Source organism: Pseudomonas sp. Mn2068 (assembly GCF_049319725.1).
Lineage (GTDB): Bacteria > Pseudomonadota > Gammaproteobacteria > Pseudomonadales > Pseudomonadaceae > Aquipseudomonas > Aquipseudomonas gingeri.
The window spans coordinates 193,858-210,399 of record NZ_JBMOUG010000011.1 but is presented as its reverse complement, the minus strand read 5'-3'; the positions used below and the strand labels follow the sequence as shown (position 1 = coordinate 210,399).

The 16,542-nt window shown below is 63.8% G+C and carries 13 protein-coding genes and 1 pseudogene; 7 read left to right on the top strand and 7 right to left on the bottom strand.

Features of this window, described 5'->3' with window-relative positions; genetic code table 11:
- Window positions 1-146: 146 nt before the first annotated feature.
- Window positions 147-503, bottom strand: coding sequence for a 6-carboxytetrahydropterin synthase QueD (queD, locus tag ACL9RJ_RS23460; protein ID WP_017123816.1), 357 nt, complete (start codon window positions 501-503; stop codon window positions 147-149).
- 85 nt (window positions 504-588) lie between these two features.
- The gene (locus ACL9RJ_RS23455; RefSeq protein WP_017123817.1) at window positions 589-1,668 is read right to left on the bottom strand and encodes a hypothetical protein; all 1,080 of its coding nucleotides are present in this window, start codon (window positions 1,666-1,668) and stop codon (window positions 589-591) included.
- 183 nt (window positions 1,669-1,851) lie between these two features.
- Between ACL9RJ_RS23455 and ACL9RJ_RS23450 the strand changes: the two genes are divergently transcribed.
- Genes ACL9RJ_RS23450 through ACL9RJ_RS23435 form a run of 4 tightly spaced genes read left to right on the top strand, consistent with a single transcriptional unit; the run spans window position 1,852 to window position 4,449 of the window.
- Window positions 1,852-2,160: a PepSY domain-containing protein gene (locus ACL9RJ_RS23450; protein ID WP_042934458.1), complete on the top strand. Its 309-nt coding sequence runs from the start codon at window positions 1,852-1,854 to the stop codon at window positions 2,158-2,160.
- Window positions 2,160-2,468: a PepSY domain-containing protein gene (locus ACL9RJ_RS23445; protein ID WP_017123819.1), complete on the top strand. Its 309-nt coding sequence runs from the start codon at window positions 2,160-2,162 to the stop codon at window positions 2,466-2,468. The genes ACL9RJ_RS23450 and ACL9RJ_RS23445 overlap by 1 nt, the downstream gene beginning before the upstream one ends.
- Window positions 2,468-3,136: a response regulator transcription factor gene (locus ACL9RJ_RS23440; protein ID WP_017123820.1), complete on the top strand. Its 669-nt coding sequence runs from the start codon at window positions 2,468-2,470 to the stop codon at window positions 3,134-3,136. The genes ACL9RJ_RS23445 and ACL9RJ_RS23440 overlap by 1 nt, the downstream gene beginning before the upstream one ends.
- Entirely contained in the window at window positions 3,133-4,449 is a 1,317-nt protein-coding gene (locus tag ACL9RJ_RS23435) for a sensor histidine kinase (RefSeq protein ID WP_422765715.1), read from the top strand. The genes ACL9RJ_RS23440 and ACL9RJ_RS23435 overlap by 4 nt, the downstream gene beginning before the upstream one ends.
- Window positions 4,450-4,468: 19 nt before the next feature.
- Here the strand turns inward: ACL9RJ_RS23435 and ACL9RJ_RS23430 are convergent, their stop codons facing one another.
- Entirely contained in the window at window positions 4,469-6,616 is a 2,148-nt protein-coding gene (locus tag ACL9RJ_RS23430) for a methyl-accepting chemotaxis protein (RefSeq protein ID WP_177106782.1), read from the bottom strand.
- Window positions 6,617-6,910: 294 nt separating this feature from the next.
- Here ACL9RJ_RS23430 and ACL9RJ_RS23425 point away from each other — a divergent pair.
- Together ACL9RJ_RS23425 and ACL9RJ_RS23420 are read left to right on the top strand one after the other, a co-directional pair.
- Window positions 6,911-7,735, top strand: a pseudogene (locus ACL9RJ_RS23425) (cache domain-containing protein); the annotation flags it as partial.
- A 36-nt stretch (window positions 7,736-7,771) separates the two neighbouring features.
- A complete protein-coding gene (locus ACL9RJ_RS23420; RefSeq protein WP_377651265.1) occupies window positions 7,772-8,593 on the top strand; it encodes a methyl-accepting chemotaxis protein in 822 nt (273 codons plus the stop codon).
- An 82-nt stretch (window positions 8,594-8,675) separates the two neighbouring features.
- On the opposite strand, the gene yegQ is transcribed toward ACL9RJ_RS23420, so the two are convergent.
- The gene (yegQ, locus tag ACL9RJ_RS23415) at window positions 8,676-10,013 is read right to left on the bottom strand and encodes a tRNA 5-hydroxyuridine modification protein YegQ (protein WP_177088242.1); all 1,338 of its coding nucleotides are present in this window, start codon (window positions 10,011-10,013) and stop codon (window positions 8,676-8,678) included.
- Window positions 10,014-10,167: 154 nt separating this feature from the next.
- Between yegQ and ACL9RJ_RS23410 the strand changes: the two genes are divergently transcribed.
- On the top strand, window positions 10,168-11,232 hold the full coding sequence (locus tag ACL9RJ_RS23410) for an AI-2E family transporter (protein WP_177106780.1): 1,065 nt from the start codon (window positions 10,168-10,170) through the stop codon (window positions 11,230-11,232).
- A gap of 5 nt (window positions 11,233-11,237) precedes the next feature.
- Here the strand turns inward: ACL9RJ_RS23410 and ACL9RJ_RS23405 are convergent, their stop codons facing one another.
- The 3 genes from ACL9RJ_RS23405 to nuoM all read right to left on the bottom strand — a co-directional run bounded on the left by ACL9RJ_RS23405 (window position 11,238) and on the right by nuoM (window position 16,518).
- Window positions 11,238-13,376, bottom strand: coding sequence for a TonB-dependent receptor family protein (locus ACL9RJ_RS23405; RefSeq protein ID WP_422765714.1), 2,139 nt, complete (start codon window positions 13,374-13,376; stop codon window positions 11,238-11,240).
- Window positions 13,377-13,514: 138 nt separating this feature from the next.
- On the bottom strand, window positions 13,515-14,978 hold the full coding sequence (gene nuoN / locus ACL9RJ_RS23400) for an NADH-quinone oxidoreductase subunit NuoN (RefSeq protein ID WP_017123827.1): 1,464 nt from the start codon (window positions 14,976-14,978) through the stop codon (window positions 13,515-13,517).
- Window positions 14,979-14,985: 7 nt separating this feature from the next.
- A complete protein-coding gene (gene nuoM / locus ACL9RJ_RS23395; RefSeq protein ID WP_017123828.1) occupies window positions 14,986-16,518 on the bottom strand; it encodes an NADH-quinone oxidoreductase subunit M in 1,533 nt (510 codons plus the stop codon).
- Window positions 16,519-16,542: the final 24 nt, after the last annotated feature.

The window sequence follows — 16,542 nt, the reverse complement described above, 5'->3', positions numbered from 1 at the left end:
CATGTGAGAGTAGGTCATCGTCAAGATTAAATTCCGAAACCCCAATTGCGAAAGCAGTTGGGGTTTTGTTTTTGCGCCGCGGAAAACTCGCAGTGATCGGGCATAAAAAAACCACCTGCCTGAGGTGGTTTTTTTATGCCCGGGACTCACTCCCCGCGATAGATGCATCCGCTGGTGCAGGTCTCATGGATGCGGATCGCCGACAGTTCTGGCAGCAGTGGCTTCAGTTCCTGCCAGATCCACTTCGCCAGGTTTTCGCTGGTCGGGTTTTCCAGGCCGGGGATGTCGTTCAGGTAGTTGTGGTCCAGGCGCTCATACAACGGCTTGAAGATCGCCTTGATCTCGGAGAAGTCGCGAATCCAGCCGGTATGCTGATCGATTTCACCGCTCAGATGGATCGCCACCTTGAAGGAGTGACCATGCAGGCGGCCACACTTGTGTCCGTCCGGCACGTGAGGCAGGCGGTGGGCGGATTCGAACGTAAACTCTTTGAAGATTTCCACAGTATTGTCAGCTCTGAAGGGTGGCTATCGCGTGAGCGATAAGTGCAGCTCGGCAGTTTAACAGCTCCGGTGCGCGATGACCGACTCAAAGCGCCAGCAGGCGCTCTCCCAGCCTGCCGTGATCGGCCAGCTCGAGGAATTCGTCACCCAGGCGCCGGCTCTGCGCCATTGCCTCGCGCCAGTAGGCCTGGCGGCCCTTGTCATCGCCCATGTAGCGCTTGAAATCATTGCGGTCCGGCAGCTTGCCGTGGGGCAGCCGGGCCAGGTATTCGCGCGAAGGGGCCAGCAGCAGGACATCCTGTAGCCGGTCCGGGTTGCCGCGTCGCCACGGCAGGGTCTTGTCGAACCAGCCGGGAATGACCTTGTCCGTGAAGTGCGGGTAGAGCACCACGTCCTCGCCGCTGTAGGGCAGGTCAAGGTGATAGTCGAGCAGGCCGCCATCGCGATAGGTGCCCTGGCCGACGCCGACGATGTCCCGTACACCTTCCATCACCATCGGGATCGAGCCGGAGGCCAGCAGTCCCTGGCGCAGGTTCTCCGAGGCCAGTGGCAGCAGGCGTGACGGAAAGTCCTTCAGGGGCAGCAGGGGAGGGGACAGGCGTGGGTCATGCAGGATCACCCGCTCGAAGTGACGAGCCAGGCGCCCACGTCCGACCAGGTTGTCGGCGATGACCGAGGACAATCCGAGGCCGAGGCGGCCCCGATGATCGTCCGCCAGCAGGCCATGGCTCTTCACGATCACCACGTTCAAGCGATAGTGCTCGTTCGTCAGGATCGAGGCGTCCCGGCCATCGAGCAGGTCGTGCAGCATGCGCTGGCAGCTCTGGCTGACCTCGGCCATGGTCACGCCCTTGGCGAAGCTCTGTTCGTTGTACAGCTGCCCCAGGCGCTCGATGCCTTGCGCGGCATTCGGCAGGCAGGCGCTGGCAAACCGCCAGGCACCGATCGAGGCGCCGATCAATGAGCGCTCCCGTGGGCTCGCCGGCAGCCATTCACCGAACAGCGCCAGGTCCAGGCCCTGGATGCCCAGGGCTTTCGGTCCGCCTGCCGCGCCCGGCAGCGTGCCGACGTCGGCGGCCTTCAGGCCGCCTTCACGGATGCGTTGGAATGCACGCTTGCCGGCCTTGAGGGTCAGCGCGGGGAATTTGATGTGAATCGCAGTCATACAGCCCTCGTTCTCTGGGTCGGCGAATTATAGGGAAGGTTGCCGCGAATGGCTGTCGGCGTCGGGAAAAGAGCGGGCTTGTGAATAGGGATGGATAGATGACCGCCGGGGAAATTCAGCTTCGCTTAAGTTGGGGCGGTTACCGTGACGGGCATAACTGGCCATTTGCCATGGAGACCTATGATGAAAGCCCTGGGCGCTGCCTTGGCCTTTTTTGCTGTGGCAGTCACCACCTGTAATGTATCGGGTCGTGATATTGCCAGTGACGAAGCGGCGAAACTGCAAGCGGCAGGTACAATCCAGCCTCTTGATCGACTGACGGCCGTTGCCTTGGCCCGGCACCCCGGCGCTGTGCTGGGCGATACCGAACTGGACGAGAAATACGGTCACTACATTTATCAGGTAGAACTGCGCGATGCTCAGGGAATTGAGTGGGAGATTGAATTGGACGCCATCAGCGGTCAGGTTCTCAAGGACCATCAGGACAGGTAATGATTTTCAATTTGCGCGCCTGCGCTCTGCTGGCGCTGGCCACCCTCTGCTCCCTGGCATCGGCCAGGGATCTGGACCAGGACGAAGCCCTGCATCTGCGTCAGCAGGGGGTGATCCTGCCGCTCGAGCGCCTGCTGCAACAGGCCATGGGGCATTACCCCGGGGCGAAGCTGCTGGAGGCTGAACTGGAGAGCAAGCATGGCCTCTATGTCTACGAGGTCGAATTGCTGACCCAGGCCGGTGTGGTCCGGGAACTCAAGCTGGACGCCAGCAATGGTGACTTATTGAAAGACGAGGAGGACAACTGATGCGGCTGCTGCTGGTGGAAGATAACGTGCCCCTGGCCGATGAGCTGCTGGCCGGCCTTGCACGCCAGGGCTACGCCGTCGATTGGCTGGCCGATGGGCGTGATGCGGCGTATCAGGGGGCGACGGAACCCTATGACCTGGTCATCCTCGATCTCGGGCTGCCGGGCTTGCCGGGCCTGGAGGTCCTGCGGCAATGGCGGACCGGTGGCCTGACGGTGCCGGTGCTGATCCTGACCGCACGGGACTCCTGGGCCGAACGCATCGAGGGACTCAAGGCCGGTGCCGATGACTACCTGACCAAGCCTTTCCATCCGGAAGAACTGCAACTGCGGGTGCAGTCATTGCTGCGTCGTGCCCACGGCCAACCCAACCAGCCGACCCTGAAGGCCGCGGGGCTGCATCTGGATGAAGGCCGCCAGTGCGTCAGCCGCGATGGTGCGGAGATCCAGCTGACCGCGGCCGAGTTCCGCCTGTTGCGTTATTTCATGCTGCACCCGGAGCAGATTCTTTCCAAGGGACATCTGGCCGAACATCTCTACAACGGTGAAACCGAGCGTGATTCGAATGTGCTGGAGGTGCATGTCAATCACCTGCGCCGCAAGCTCGGCCGCGCGGTGATCGAGACCCGCCGCGGCCAGGGTTACCGATTCGGCGGAACCGCCGGGTGAGGTCGATCCAGCGGCGTCTGAGCCTGGGCCTGGTCAGCGTACTGCTGGTGGTCGGCCTGATCGTTGCGCAAACCAGCCTGTGGCTGTTCGAACTGGGCCTGCAGCGCTATCTGGAGGATGGCCTGCACGCCGACAGCGAGAACCTGCTGGTCGCCCTGGTACGTGGCCCCCAGGGGCTGCAACTGGATGAGCGGCGGTTGTCCCCGGCCTATCAGCGACCGTTCTCCGGGCATTACTTCCGGATCGACTTCGCCGACCATCACTGGCGTTCCCGCTCGCTCTGGGACCAGGACCTGCCGGTCCCGGCGCAACCGGGCCTGCATGCCAACCTGCAACTGGGACCCGAGGGGCAGATGCTGCTGGTACTGCGTTCGGACTACCGGCGCCTGGGGCAGTCGATCAGTATCAGCGTGGCCCAGGACTACACACCGGTGCGGGAAAGCTTCCAGCTGATGCAGCGCATCGGCCTGGGGATCGGACTCGCGGCGCTGATCGTGATCCTGTTGCTGCAACGGGTTACCGTTCGCCGGGCCTTGCGCCCCCTGGAAAATGCCCGGGAACAGATCGCGCAATTGCAGCAGGGACAGCGCTCGCAACTGGAAACCCGGGTGCCGCTGGAGCTTGAACCCCTGGTGGCGCAGATCAACCATCTGTTGGCCCATACCGAGGACAGCCTCAAGCGTTCACGCAATGCCCTGGGCAACCTCGGCCATGCCCTGAAAACCCCGCTGGCGGTGCTGCTCAGCCTGGCGTCGAGCGCCCAGTTGGAGGGCCAGCCGGCCTTGCGCAAGGTGTTGCGCGAACAGCTGGAGCAGATCGAGCAGCGCCTGAGCCGTGAATTGAACCGTGCCCGTCTCGCCGGCGAGGCGCTGCCGGGCGTGCCCTTCGATTGCGATGCGGAACTGCCCGGGTTGCTCTCGACCCTGAGGATGATCCACGGCGAGCACCTGCTGTTGAGCCACAGCTCACCCCCCAGCCTGCAACTGCCCTGGGATCGGGAAGATCTGCTCGAACTGCTGGGCAACCTGCTGGACAACGCCTGCAAGTGGGCCGATGCCGAGGTACGCCTGGGTATCGTCGAGACGGCGGGAGGCTATCGCCTGAGTGTCGAGGATGACGGTCCGGGGATTCCCGAGCAGAGCCGGGACGAGGTGTTCAGCCGGGGGGCGCGGCTGGATGAACAGACCATCGGGCATGGGCTGGGATTGGGCATCGTGCGCGATATCGTCGACGCCTGGGGGGCGCAGATGGCCTTGTCGGGCAGCCCGCTGGGCGGGCTGCTGGTGACGATCGAGCTGCCGCGCAGAAGCTGAAGCCCCTGCGCGCGAAACCTTACACCCGGAACTGATCCATCAGTCCCTGTTGCTGGTTGGCCAACTGGTTCAGCGACTGACTGACCCGTGCCGATTCATTGGCCTGGCCGGACAGCGATTCGGTGACATCGCGGATGGTCGCCACGTTGTTGTTGATCTCCTCGGCCACCGCGCTCTGTTCTTCCGCCGCACTGGCAATCTGCAGGTTCATGTCGGTGATCACCGTCACCGCGTCGCCGATCTGCCGCAACGCCGTCACGGCCTGGCTGACCTGCTCGACACTGCCCTGGGCCTGGCGGTGACTGTTGCCCATGGAAGTCACCACTTCGCGGGTACCGGTCTGCAACTCTTCGATGACCTGGCGGGTTTCCTCCACTGACTCCTGGGTGCGCCGCGCGAGGTTGCGCACTTCATCGGCGACCACGGCGAAACCACGCCCGGCCTCACCAGCTCGGGCAGCTTCGATGGCGGCGTTGAGTGCCAGCAGATTGGTCTGCTCGGCAATCGCCCGAATGACCTCCAGTACGGAGCCGATCTTCTCGCTGTTGGCTGCCAGCCCTTCGACCTGGCCCATGGCGTCGCTCATGTCGGCGGCCAGGTGACCGATGCTCGCGGTGGTGCGATCGATCACGGTCAGCCCCTGGCGGGTCGCCTGGTCGGCATCGCGCGCGGCCTGGGCGGCCTGGGCCGCGCTACGGGCGACATCCTGGGCGGTGGCGCTCATTTCGTGGGAGGCGGTGGCGACCTGGTCGACCTGGCGGTACTGCTGTTCCATGCCGGCGCTGGTTTCGGTCGCGATGGACGCCGACTGGTCGGCAGTACCGCGGGCGTCCTGGACCGACCGCTTGACGTCGGCAATCACCGGCTGCAGTTTGTCGAGGAAACGGTTGAACCAGCCAGCCAGTTGGCCCAGTTCGTCCTTCTTGTCGTAATGCAGGCGGCGGGTCAGGTCGCCTTCGCCGCTGGCGATGTCTTCGAGCATGCGCGCCACGCCGAGAATCGGTCGGGTCACGCTGCGGGCCATCAGCCAGACCAGCAACAGTCCGATCACGGCACCGAGCAGGCCCAGGCCCAGCTCGATCAGGGTGCCGGCGGCGTTGCGCGCATCGAGCTGGCTCTTCAGGGTTTCGGCCGGCCCGACCAGGACCTTTTCCGGCACATCGAGCAACACGCCCCACGGCTTGCCGCCGGGAATCGGCTGGAACGGCGCGAGAATCTTCAGTTGCGCATCATTGCGCAGCACCTGCGTCTCGGTGCTGCTGGCCAGTTGGCGGATCAGAGCGGCACCGTTGTGGCTGTCGACCTGGTCGAGGCGCTGGCTGAGTTTGCTGGCATCCGGGCTGTAGCCGGCCAGCAGGCCCACCGGGCTGAGGATACTGACGCTGGTCTGGCCGTCGTAGAGCTTCTTGCTCGCCTGCTGGCTGACCGCTTGCAGGCTGTTGAGGTTGATATCCACGGACAGCGAGGCGATGACCTTGCCCTCGACGATCAGCGGAAACACGATGCTGGTCATCAGCACATTGTGGCCATCGATCTCGTAGAAGTAGGGCTCGATCACGCAGGGCTTGAGGGTGCTGCGCGGGCAGGTGAACCAGGCGTTGTTCGGCTCGCCGCTGGGGCCGGTGCTGGTGTCGCTCATATCGCTTTCCGGCAGCGACATGGAGGTCAACTGGCCCGGGGTCGGTTGCGACCAGTAGAGGGCAAAGCGGCCCTTGTCGTTGCTGCCCAGTTCCTTCTGGCCGGCGAACAGCTCGTCCTTGCTGTCCAGTGCGTTGGCTTCGAAGACCAGGGACAGGCCGAGCAGGTCCGGGTTGGCCTGGAGTGCGGCCTTGACCTGGCGGGTCAGGTCTTCGCGCAGATCGAAGGCATCGAGAAAGCGCTTCTGTGCCTGTTCGCGCAGGAACAGCACCTGGCGGGCAAAGCCGTTGCCGTACTGGTAGGCATCCATGAACTGCCGACGAATGATCAGCGCCTGGACTTCACCCTGGGCCTCGATGCGCGCCTGGGCGGCCTCGTTGAGCATTTCCATGCTCGATGCCTTGACCAGCTCCGAGCTGTGCTCCATACGATAGAGTGAAAGGCCGACCAGCAGGGTGACGACCCCCAGCAGGCTGAGTCCGGCGAGCAGGGTGATTTTCCATTGGATGGAAAGTTGTCTGAGCGACATGAAAGACGTCCTTAATCTTGAACTGCAGAGGTTTGGAAGTTTAACGGCATGATCGGTTTTTTCTTTATTTGAACGAACAAATAAAAAACAATGACCTGTGTCAGGAAAAGGCGGGTTTTATCCCATCGAACGATTGTCGATTGAAATCGACAATACGTCGTTGACGGTCGATTTCATGCCGGCCGCAGCCATCGCCCCCACGGTTTGTGCGGTTTCCACGGGCGTCGATGGTCCTCAACTTTCCGCCGGCGGGGCCGTTAACCCCTTACCTGCCGACAATAAGAGAACACCACCATGCGCCTGAGCCTGAAGGCCAAAGTCCTGTCCCTCGCGGTATTGCCGGTCCTGCTGTTCGCGGTCGTGATCAGCCTGACCACGGTGCTGATCCTGCGGAACCAGGCCCGCAACGAAGTCGAGGAAACCCGCGAGCGACTGATCTCCGAGGCCAAGGCCACCTTGCAGAGCTACGTGGCGGTGGCCATGACGGCGATCAAGCCGCTCTACGATGCCGCCGCGCCGGGGGACCAGGCGTCCCGTGACCAGGTGATCAAACTGTTGTCGAGCATCAAGTACGGCAAGGACGGTTACTTCTTCGGCTACGATTCGCAGATCGTCCGGCTGTTCAAGAGCAACAGTCCGGAAGGCCTTGGCAAGAGCTTCAAGGATGCCCGCGACCCCAACGGCGTCTATGTGAATCGTGACCTGGTGCAGGTCGCCAAGGACGGAACCCACTACCTGCAATACAGCTCGCCATTGCCGGGCAACGAAACGGTGCTGGTGCCCAAGCTCGGATACACCGAATACCTGGCCAAGTGGGACATGGCCATCGGCTCCTCGGTCAACCTCGATGGCATCGAAGCCCAGGTCGCGGTGGTCCAGGGCAAGGTCAACGAGCGCATGGAAGGCGTGGTGCTGAGCATTGTCGGGATTGCCGTGCTGGTACTGCTGGTGATTGCCGTGGTCGGGATGATCGTCGCCAATACCATTCTGCGGCCGCTGATCCTGATGAAGGCCAACCTCGACGATATCGCCGCCGGCGAGGGTGACCTCACGCACCGCCTGGCGATCACCAGCCAGGACGAACTGGGGCAACTGGCCGGCTCGTTCAACCGCTTTGTCGACAAGATCCACAGCCTGGTCCGGCAGATCACCGAGATGACCGGCCAGTTGACCGGACTGGTCGGCCAGGTCTCCGAGCAGGCCAACCGCTCGGAACAGGCGATGGAGCGCCAGCGCCACGAAACCGATCAGGTCGCCACGGCGATCAACCAGATGTCGTCAGCCGCCCAGGAAGTCGCGCGCAGTGCCCAGGGCGCGGCGGTCGCGGCCCAGCAGACCGATGCCGAAGGCCAGACCGCCAAGCGCGTGGTGGATGGCAGCATCCAGCAGATCCACGCGCTGGTGAATGATATCCGCAGCAGTGGTACGTCCCTGGACAGCCTGCAGCAGGACGTGACGTCGATTGTCAGCGTGCTGGGGGTGATCCGTTCGATTGCCGAGCAGACCAACCTGCTGGCGCTCAACGCGGCCATCGAGGCGGCCCGGGCCGGTGAAGCCGGGCGTGGTTTCGCGGTGGTCGCCGACGAGGTCCGCGCGCTCGCCAGCCGGACCCAGCAGAGCACCCAGGAAATCCAGGGGATGATCGATCGCCTGCAGTCGGGCACGCAGTTGGCGGTCGAGGCCATGCGTCGTTCCAGCGAGGCCGGCGACGGCACCTCGGTACGGGCCAACGAAGCGGGGGCTTCGCTGGATACCATGGCGCAGTTGATCGGCACCATCAATGCGATGAACGCGCAGATCGCCAGCGCCGCCGAGGAACAGACGGCGGTGGCCGAGGAGATCAACCGCAGCGTGCACCAGATCGCCACGGCGGTGGACAGCGTGGCCGATGAAACCCAGCGGGGGGCCCAGACCTCCCGCAGCCTGGCCGAGCTGGGGCAGCGGTTGGGCAAGCTGGTGGGGCAGTTCCGGATCTGAAGGCATCGTCGGCCAGCCGGCTCCCCCCATCCCCGGTGGGAGCTGGCAGGCCGGCGAAGAGGCCGGCCCGGGCAGCACAACCCTACGAACTGACCTGAATATCGCGCATCAACAAGCCGAAGCGCAGATCGACCTGATCCGGAATCGGCAGGTACACCGTATGCCCATCTCCCGGCGCCACTGCAATCGCGCCGCCGCTGCCATTGCGCAGTTCATGCAGATCGAAATGAAAGTTGCCCCTGGGGGTCATCAATTCCAGGTGGTCGCCCAGCCCGAAGCGGTTCTTCACCTTGACCTCGGCCAGTCGGTCACGGCGTACCCCCGTCAATTCGCCGACAAACTGCTGGCGCTCGGAGACCGAACTGCCGTTCTGGTAGTTCTGGTATTCGTCATGCACATGCCGGCGCAGGAAACCCTCGGTATAGCCGCGTTGGGCCAGTGACTCGAGGTTGTGCATCAGGCTGCGGTCGAACTCGCGCCCGGCCACCGCATCGTCGATGGCCTGGCGATAGACCTGGGTGGTCCGTGCGCAGTAGAAGTGCGATTTGGTCCGGCCTTCGATCTTCAGCGAGTGCACGCCCATGCGCGCCAGGCGCTCGACATGCTGCACCGCGCGCAGGTCCTTGGCATTCATGATGTAGGTGCCGTGTTCGTCTTCGAAGGCGGGCATCGACTCCTCGGGACGATTGGCTTCCTGCAGCAGGAACACCTGGTCGGTGGGTGCGCCCGCGCCCAGGGTCGGCTCGACCGGTTCGGGAGTGAAGGCCCTGACGATCTCGCCCGTGACGTTTTCCCCGGCCGGTTGTGCCGTGTACTTCCAGCGGCAGGCGTTGGTGCAACTGCCCTGGTTGGCGTCACGCCGGTTCAGGTAGCCGGACAACAGGCAGCGCCCCGAATAGGCCATGCACAAGGCGCCATGGACGAAGACTTCCAGCTCCATGTCCGGCACCTGCTCACGGATCTCGGCGATCTCTTCCAGGGACAGCTCCCGCGACAGGATGATCCGCGTCAACCCCAGTTGCTGCCAGAACCGCACGCTGGCCCAGTTCACCGTATTGGCCTGCACCGACAGGTGAATCGGCATCTGCGGGAAATGCTCGCGCACCAACATGATCAGGCCCGGATCGGACATGATCAGTGCGTCCGGCGCCATCGCGACCACCGGTGCCAGATCCTTGAGGAAGGTCTTGAGCTTGGCGTTGTGCGGGGCGATGTTCACCACCACGTAGAAGCGCTTGCCCTGGGCCTGGGCTTCGCGGATGCCGAGGGCCAGGTTGGCATGGTCGAATTCGTTGTTGCGCACCCGCAGGCTGTAGCGCGGCTGGCCGGCGTACACCGCGTCGGCGCCGTAGGCAAAGGCATAGCGCATGTTCTTGAGGGTGCCGGCGGGGGCCAGCAGTTCAGGGGCGGAAAGGGACATGGTCGGATCGTTCGCAAAAAAGTCGCGAGGTTAAACCGCCCGGGCCCGGGGTTTATTGATCTGGGTCCAGACTGGGTGAACGAATGATCGTCGCCCGCGGACTAATGTGCGAGGGCCTGAGTGTCCCCGGCGTTTTTTCCCAGGTGGACCGGCCATGAGCGAAACTTTCCTGCACAACAAATCCCTGCTGATCCTGCTGGCGTTGGTGACGATCGCCTTCCTGTGGATTCTCCAGCCGTTCTACGGCGCGGTGTTCTGGGCGGTCATTCTCGGCATCATCTTCGCCCCCTTGCAACGTCGCCTGCTGCTGCGCCTGAATGCCCGGCGCAACCTGGCGGCGCTGTGCACCCTGGGGATCTGCCTGGTGATCGCGGTGCTGCCGGTGATCGTCATCTCTGCCTTGCTGGTGCAGGAAGGCACGACGCTGTACCGGAGTATCGAAAGCGGCCAGCTGGATATCGCCGGTCATGTCGCGCAGTTCAAGCATCTGCTACCGGGGGCGATCCAGCGCGGGCTCGATCGGTTCGGGCTGGGTGACCTCAACGGGCTCCAGGCCAAGGTGGTCCAGGGGATGACGCAAGGCAGCCAGTTGCTTGCCAGCCAGGCCGTCAGCGTCGGGCAGGGCACCTTCGAGTTCGTGGTGAGCTTTTTCATCATGCTCTACCTGCTGTTTTTCTTCCTGCGCGACGGTCCGGAGCTGGTGCGCCGGATCCGCGCGGCCGTGCCCCTGGCCGAGCAGCAGAAGCGCCGCCTGCAACTGAAGTTCAACCGCGTGGTGCGGGCCACGGTGAAGGGCAACCTGCTGGTGGCGGTGACCCAGGGGGCCCTGGGCGGCATGATCTTCTGGCTGCTGGATATCCCCAGCGCCTTGCTCTGGGCGGTGACCATGGCCTTTCTGTCGCTGTTGCCGGCGGTGGGCGCGGGGATCGTCTGGGCACCGGTGGCGGTGTATTTCCTGATGACCGGAGCCATCTGGCAAGGCGTGGTGCTGGCGCTGTTCGGGGTGCTGGTGATTGGTCTGGTGGACAATGTCCTGCGTCCGATCCTGGTGGGCAAGGACACGCGCATGCCCGACTACCTGATCCTGATCAGCACCCTGGGCGGATTGTCGGTATTCGGCCTGAACGGCTTTGTCATCGGCCCGCTGATCGCGGCCTTGTTCCTGTCCAGCTGGGGCATCTTCACCGAGAGCAAGAGACGGGTGAAGCTGCCCGCCTGAGCCCATCACCTGAAACTGTAGGAAACCCCGGCGTACACCCCCATGCCCTCGCCAGGCACCGAACGGGCCGCATCGGCGCCCTTGTCGTCGTAGCCCGGCACCACCACGGCGGCATAGCGCTCGTTGCCCAGGTTGCGCAAGTCCAGCCAGGTCTGCCAGTCCTGCCTGGGCGAGGCATAACCCAGGGTTGCACCGAGCAGGGCGTAGGACGAGGCGTAGCGCGAGTTGGCGTAGTCCACGGCGATCCGCGAGGCCATCTGCGTGTTCAGGCCGAGATAGACACCGCTCGGATGGGCGTAGCGGATTTGTGCCTGGTAGTAATGCTGCGGGATGCCCGGCAGGCGATTGTCGCCGAACGCCGCGTCGTCGCGATAATGGAAGTCGCTGAGGGTGTAGGCCTGGCGCAAGGATACCTGGCCCAGGTCCGGCCGTTCCCACAACAGGCTTTCCAGCCCGGCCTCGATGCCCTGGTGCACGGTGGGACTGGCATTCACCTCGCCGGTGATCTGCGCCTGGGTCTGCGTGGCGGCCTGCATCTCCACCGTCAGCAGTTCATGACGGACTGCCGAGTAGTACCAGGCCAGGTCCCATTTGCCGAGCCAGGCTTCGCCGCGGCTACCCAGTTCGAGGGTGGTCGCGGTCTGGTTCTTCAGTTCCACCGGCGTGCTTTGCAGGCCGGTGGCCGCACCATTGCCCGCGCTGAAGCGGGTCCCCGAACTCCAGATCAGCGCCCATGGATGCGGTGGCTCGACCGAGCGGCCGAGATTGCCATAGACCTGCAAGCGCGGGCTGAACTCGTAGCGCAGGCCTACCCGTGGCGCGTAGTCCCAGTCGTGCTGGCTGACCTTGCCGCCGCTGGCCGGGTAACTCACATCGCTTTCGCGGCGGGTATAGATCATCGCCAGGCCGGTGGTCAGCCAGAGATCGGGCAGCACTTCCAGGTCATTGCCGGCGTGCAGCACATTGTCCGAGCCCTGGTAACTGAAATCGCGGGTCCTGGTGCCGACCGGGTAGAGCGGGTTGGTCTGGACCCGGACAAATTCCGAGGCGCCGCTATTGGGCAGGTGCCTGGTGCTGCGCCAGCCCAGGGTGCTTTTGCTTTCCAGGCCGAACAGCGTGTCGCGGCGGGTGTAGTTCAAGGTGCCACTGACATCGGTGTAGGCCACCTTCAGGCGGTTGGGACCTTCGCGCAGGTCCATCGGGTAGTCGTGGTAGACCAGTCCGATCTCGAGCTGCGAATCATCGTCCAGATACATCGTGGTCTTGCTGCCCAGCCAGGTGCTGCCCGGCTGCGGGCGACTGGCGTCACGACTGACATAGAGCGGGTTGGCGGCGCGCGGGTGATGCTTGATCTGGTCCTGGGTCACACGTCCGGCCAGCTCGTTGTCGGTTTCGCGATAACGCAGGTACAGGCGGGTCTCCAGTTCCGGGCTGGAGCGATAGCCGACATTGGCCGCGAGGCCTTTGCTGCTGCCCCGGGTATGGTCCTGATAGCCATCATCGTCCGAGTCGGTCAGGGCGAGGTAATAATCCAGGTCGCCGAGGACCTGGCCGGAACTGACCTGGCGCTTGCGATAACCATGGCTGCCGGTTTCATAACGCACCTGCAGCGGCGCGGCATCCCGTCCGGTGTGGGTCACATAGTCGATGGCTCCGCCGAGGGCCAGGGAGCCCCGGTCGAAGCCGTTGGCACCACGCAGCACTTCGGCACGGCTGAGCCACAGCGGTTCGAACAGTTCATAGGGCGTGCCACCGGGACCGGTCAGCGGCAGGCCGTCGAACAGTGTGTAGATCCCTGAGCCGTGGGCACCGGGTGCGCGGTTGATGCCCGAGCCGCGAATCGACACCTTGGTGCCGTCATTGCCGGCCGACTGGGCATAGACCCCGGGCTGGTAGGCCAGCACGTCCTGGTTACTGACGGTGCGGCCGTTTTCGACGCGTTCGAGATCGATCAGGTTACTGGCACCGGGAATCTCGTGCAGTCGCGCACGGGCATTGTCGAGCTCGCTGACCTCTTCGCTGCGTACGTCCACCTCGCCGAGTTCCAGTGGGGCGGGCGCGGCTTGCAACGGTGCGGCGCAGAACAGCGCCGCCAGCGGCAACAGGGAAGAGGGCAGCAGGGAGGAGGGCAGGGCGATGCGCATCAATCGGGGCTCGGCGGAACAGGGCGCGCCAGCCTATAGAAGTCGAGAATCGTTCGCAATGAATTGACGGTGTGCTGAAAACAAAACACCCCGCCGGAGTTGCCTCGGGCGGGGTGTCGGGTCCATCTGGCTGCTTGCTTAGCTGGCCAGTACCGCGTGTTGCACCAGCTCCAGCAATGGCTGCGGGTACAGGCCGAGGAAGAAGGCCAGGACCGCGATTGCCAGCAGCATCACGCCGCCCGCACGTTGTTCCCAATGCAACTGGGCATCGTGGCGACGCAGGTTCGGCTCGATCAGGTACAGGGTGACCATCACGCGCAGGTAGTAGAAGACGCCGATGGCGCTACCGATCACCAGGGAACCGATCAACCACCAGTGCTGGGATTCGACACCGGTCGCGATGATGTAGAACTTGCCGATGAAGCCGGCGGTCAGCGGGATACCGGCCAGGGACAGCATCATCACGGTCAGCACGGCGGTCAGGTACGGACGGCGCCAGAACAGGCCGCGGTATTCGTACAGGGCATCCATGTCACGACCGTTGTACGGCGAGGACATCAGGGTGATCACGCCGAAGGCGCCGAGGCTGGTGATCACGTAGGTGACCAGGTACACGCCCATGGCTTCCAGCGCCAGGCCCTTGCTCGCCACCAGGGCGATCAGCAGGTAGCCGAAGTGGGCGATGGACGAGTAACCGAGCAGACGCTTGAGGTTGCTCTGGGTCAGCGCCAGCAGGTTGCCGACCAGGATCGACGCGACGGCAATCACCGCCAGCACATTGCTCAGGACGCCACTGCTGGCGACCGGCGAGATCTGGAACAGGCGGATCATCACGGCGAACACGGCCACCTTGCTGGCGGTGGCCAGGAAGGCCGCCACCGGCGCCGGGGCGCCTTCGTAGACGTCCGGGGTCCAGAGGTGGAACGGCACCAGCGACAGCTTGAACGCCAGGCCGACCAGCATCATGCCCAGGCCCAGCTGGGCAATCGGGCTTGGCAGGCCGGTGGCGGCCAGGGCGTGGCCGATACCGGTGAAGCTCAGGGTGCCGGCTTCGGCGTAGAGCAGGGCCATGCCGAACAGCAGGAACGCGGAACCGGCAGCCGACAGCACCATGTACTTGATACCGGCTTCGAGCGAGCGCTTGTTGAAGAAGGCATAGGCCACCAGGCCGTAGACCGGTACCGAGAGCAGTTCGAGGCCGATGAACAGGCTGGCCAGGTGCTGCGCGCTGACCAGGACCAGGCCGCCGGCGGCGGCCATCAGGATCAGCAGGTACAGTTCTTCGCGGTTGCCCGGGTAACCCGAGCCGCCATCACCCAGGTAGGCGTGGGCGAGGGTGACGCAGGCCAGCGTCGCCACCAGGATCAACGCCATGTACAGGCAGGCGAAATCGTCGATCTGGATCAGCGGTGTCACCACCAGGGGGGCGACTTTCAGCGCCGGCAGAATCGACAGCAGCGCCAGGTTGAGACCGGCCACCGAGAGCAGGAAGGTCTGTGAGTGGTTGCGGCGCCAGGCGATTGCCAGCATCACCACGATAATGGTGAGGCTGGTGATCAGCAGCGGCGCCAGCGCGATAAAGTGTTGGATCGTGAATTCCATAGCGCTCTTACCGGGCCGAAGCGAGTTGAGTGAAGGCGGTGCCGAGCCACTGCTGCACGCCATGCATGGTGGCGGCAGAGGTGTCGAGGAACGGTTGCGGGTACACGCCGATGTAGATCAGCAGTGCCGCAAGACCGAGCACCATGGCCAGTTCGCGACCGTCCATGCCGTGCAGCACTTCGTCCGACTTGGCCGGACCGAAGTAGGCGCGGTGGATCATGATCAGCGAGTAGACCGAACCGAACACCAGGCCGGAAGTCGCAATCGCGGTGATCCATGGCGCACTGACGAAGGTGCCGATGAGGATCAGGAACTCGCCGACGAAGTTGCCGGTTCCCGGCAGCCCCAGCGAGGCGGCGGCGAAGAACAGGCTGATGGCCGGCAGGTAGGCGATCTTCGACCACAGGCCACCCATTTCACGCATGTCGCGGGTGTGGGTGCGCTCGTAGAGCTGGCCGCTGAGGATAAACAGTGCCGCCGCCGACAGGCCGTGGGCGAGCATCTGGATCACCGCGCCTTGCAGGGCCTGCTGGCTGCCGGAGTAGATCCCGATCAGCACGAAGCCCATGTGCGAGACGCTGGAGAAGGCGATCAGGCGCTTGATGTCGGTTTGGGCGAAGGCCAGGAAGGCACCGTAGAAGATCCCGATCAGACCCAGGGTCATGGCGATCGGCGCGAACTCGGCCGAGGCATTCGGGAACAGCGGCAGGGCGAAACGCAGCAGACCATAGGCAGCGGTCTTCAACAGGATACCGGCCAGGTCGACGGAACCGGCGGTCGGCGCCTGGGCGTGGGCGTCCGGCAGCCAGGAGTGGAACGGTACCACCGGCAGCTTGACCGCGAAGGCGATGAAGAAACCGAGCATCAGGATGTACTCGGTGGTCAGCGACATCTTGGTCTTCAACAGGTCGGCGTAGTTGAAGGTGATCACGCCGGTGTTGTTGAAGTTGACCAGTACCAGGCCGAGGATCGCCACCAGCATGATCAGGCCGGAAGCCTGGGTGAAGATGAAGAACTTGGTCGCCGCGTAGATCCGGGTCTTCTTGCCGTCCGAAGAACTGTGACCCCAGAGCGCGATGAGGAAGTACATCGGCACCAGCATCATTTCCCAGAAGAAGAAGAACATGAACAGGTCGAGGGCCAGGAACACGCCGACGACACCGCCCAGGATCCACATCAGGTTCAGGTGGAAGAAGCCCACGTGACGCTGGATCTCTTTCCACGAGCAGAGTACCGAGAGGATACCCAGCAGGCCGGTCAGCAGGATCATCAACAGCGACAGGCCATCGAGGGCCAGGTGCACGTTGATGCCGAAGCGCTGGATCCAGACGTGCTTGAACTCAATCGCCCAGGTGGGATCGGCGCCGGGTGCCGGCGCGAACGAGTAATCCCCGTGGGCCCACAGCCAGAGGCCGAGGGCGAGTTCGAGGGACATGGTCAGCAGCGCAATCCAGCGGGGGAGGGTAGAGCCGAAACGCTCACCCAGCCAGCACAGCAGGCCACCGATAAAGGGGATCAGGATTAGCCAAGGCAGAATCATGACGGGCTCAATTCCTTTCGCAAT

Excerpts from the sequence above, each read along its gene's own strand:
- ACL9RJ_RS23455 (WP_017123817.1), bottom strand. The coding sequence starts at position 1,668 with ATGACTGCGATTCACATCAAATTCCCCGCGCTGACCCTCAAGGCCGGC.
- ACL9RJ_RS23450 (WP_042934458.1), top strand. The coding sequence starts at position 1,852 with ATGAAAGCCCTGGGCGCTGCCTTGGCCTTTTTTGCTGTGGCAGTCACC.
- ACL9RJ_RS23445 (WP_017123819.1), top strand. The coding sequence starts at position 2,160 with ATGATTTTCAATTTGCGCGCCTGCGCTCTGCTGGCGCTGGCCACCCTC.
- ACL9RJ_RS23440 (WP_017123820.1), top strand. The coding sequence starts at position 2,468 with ATGCGGCTGCTGCTGGTGGAAGATAACGTGCCCCTGGCCGATGAGCTG.
- ACL9RJ_RS23430 (WP_177106782.1), bottom strand. The coding sequence starts at position 6,616 with ATGTCGCTCAGACAACTTTCCATCCAATGGAAAATCACCCTGCTCGCC.
- ACL9RJ_RS23420 (WP_377651265.1), top strand. The coding sequence starts at position 7,772 with ATGACCGGCCAGTTGACCGGACTGGTCGGCCAGGTCTCCGAGCAGGCC.
- yegQ (WP_177088242.1), bottom strand. The coding sequence starts at position 10,013 with ATGTCCCTTTCCGCCCCTGAACTGCTGGCCCCCGCCGGCACCCTCAAG.
- ACL9RJ_RS23410 (WP_177106780.1), top strand. The coding sequence starts at position 10,168 with ATGAGCGAAACTTTCCTGCACAACAAATCCCTGCTGATCCTGCTGGCG.
- ACL9RJ_RS23405 (WP_422765714.1), bottom strand. The coding sequence starts at position 13,376 with ATGCGCATCGCCCTGCCCTCCTCCCTGCTGCCCTCTTCCCTGTTGCCG.
- nuoN (WP_017123827.1), bottom strand. The coding sequence starts at position 14,978 with ATGGAATTCACGATCCAACACTTTATCGCGCTGGCGCCGCTGCTGATC.
- nuoM (WP_017123828.1), bottom strand. The coding sequence starts at position 16,518 with ATGATTCTGCCTTGGCTAATCCTGATCCCCTTTATCGGTGGCCTGCTG.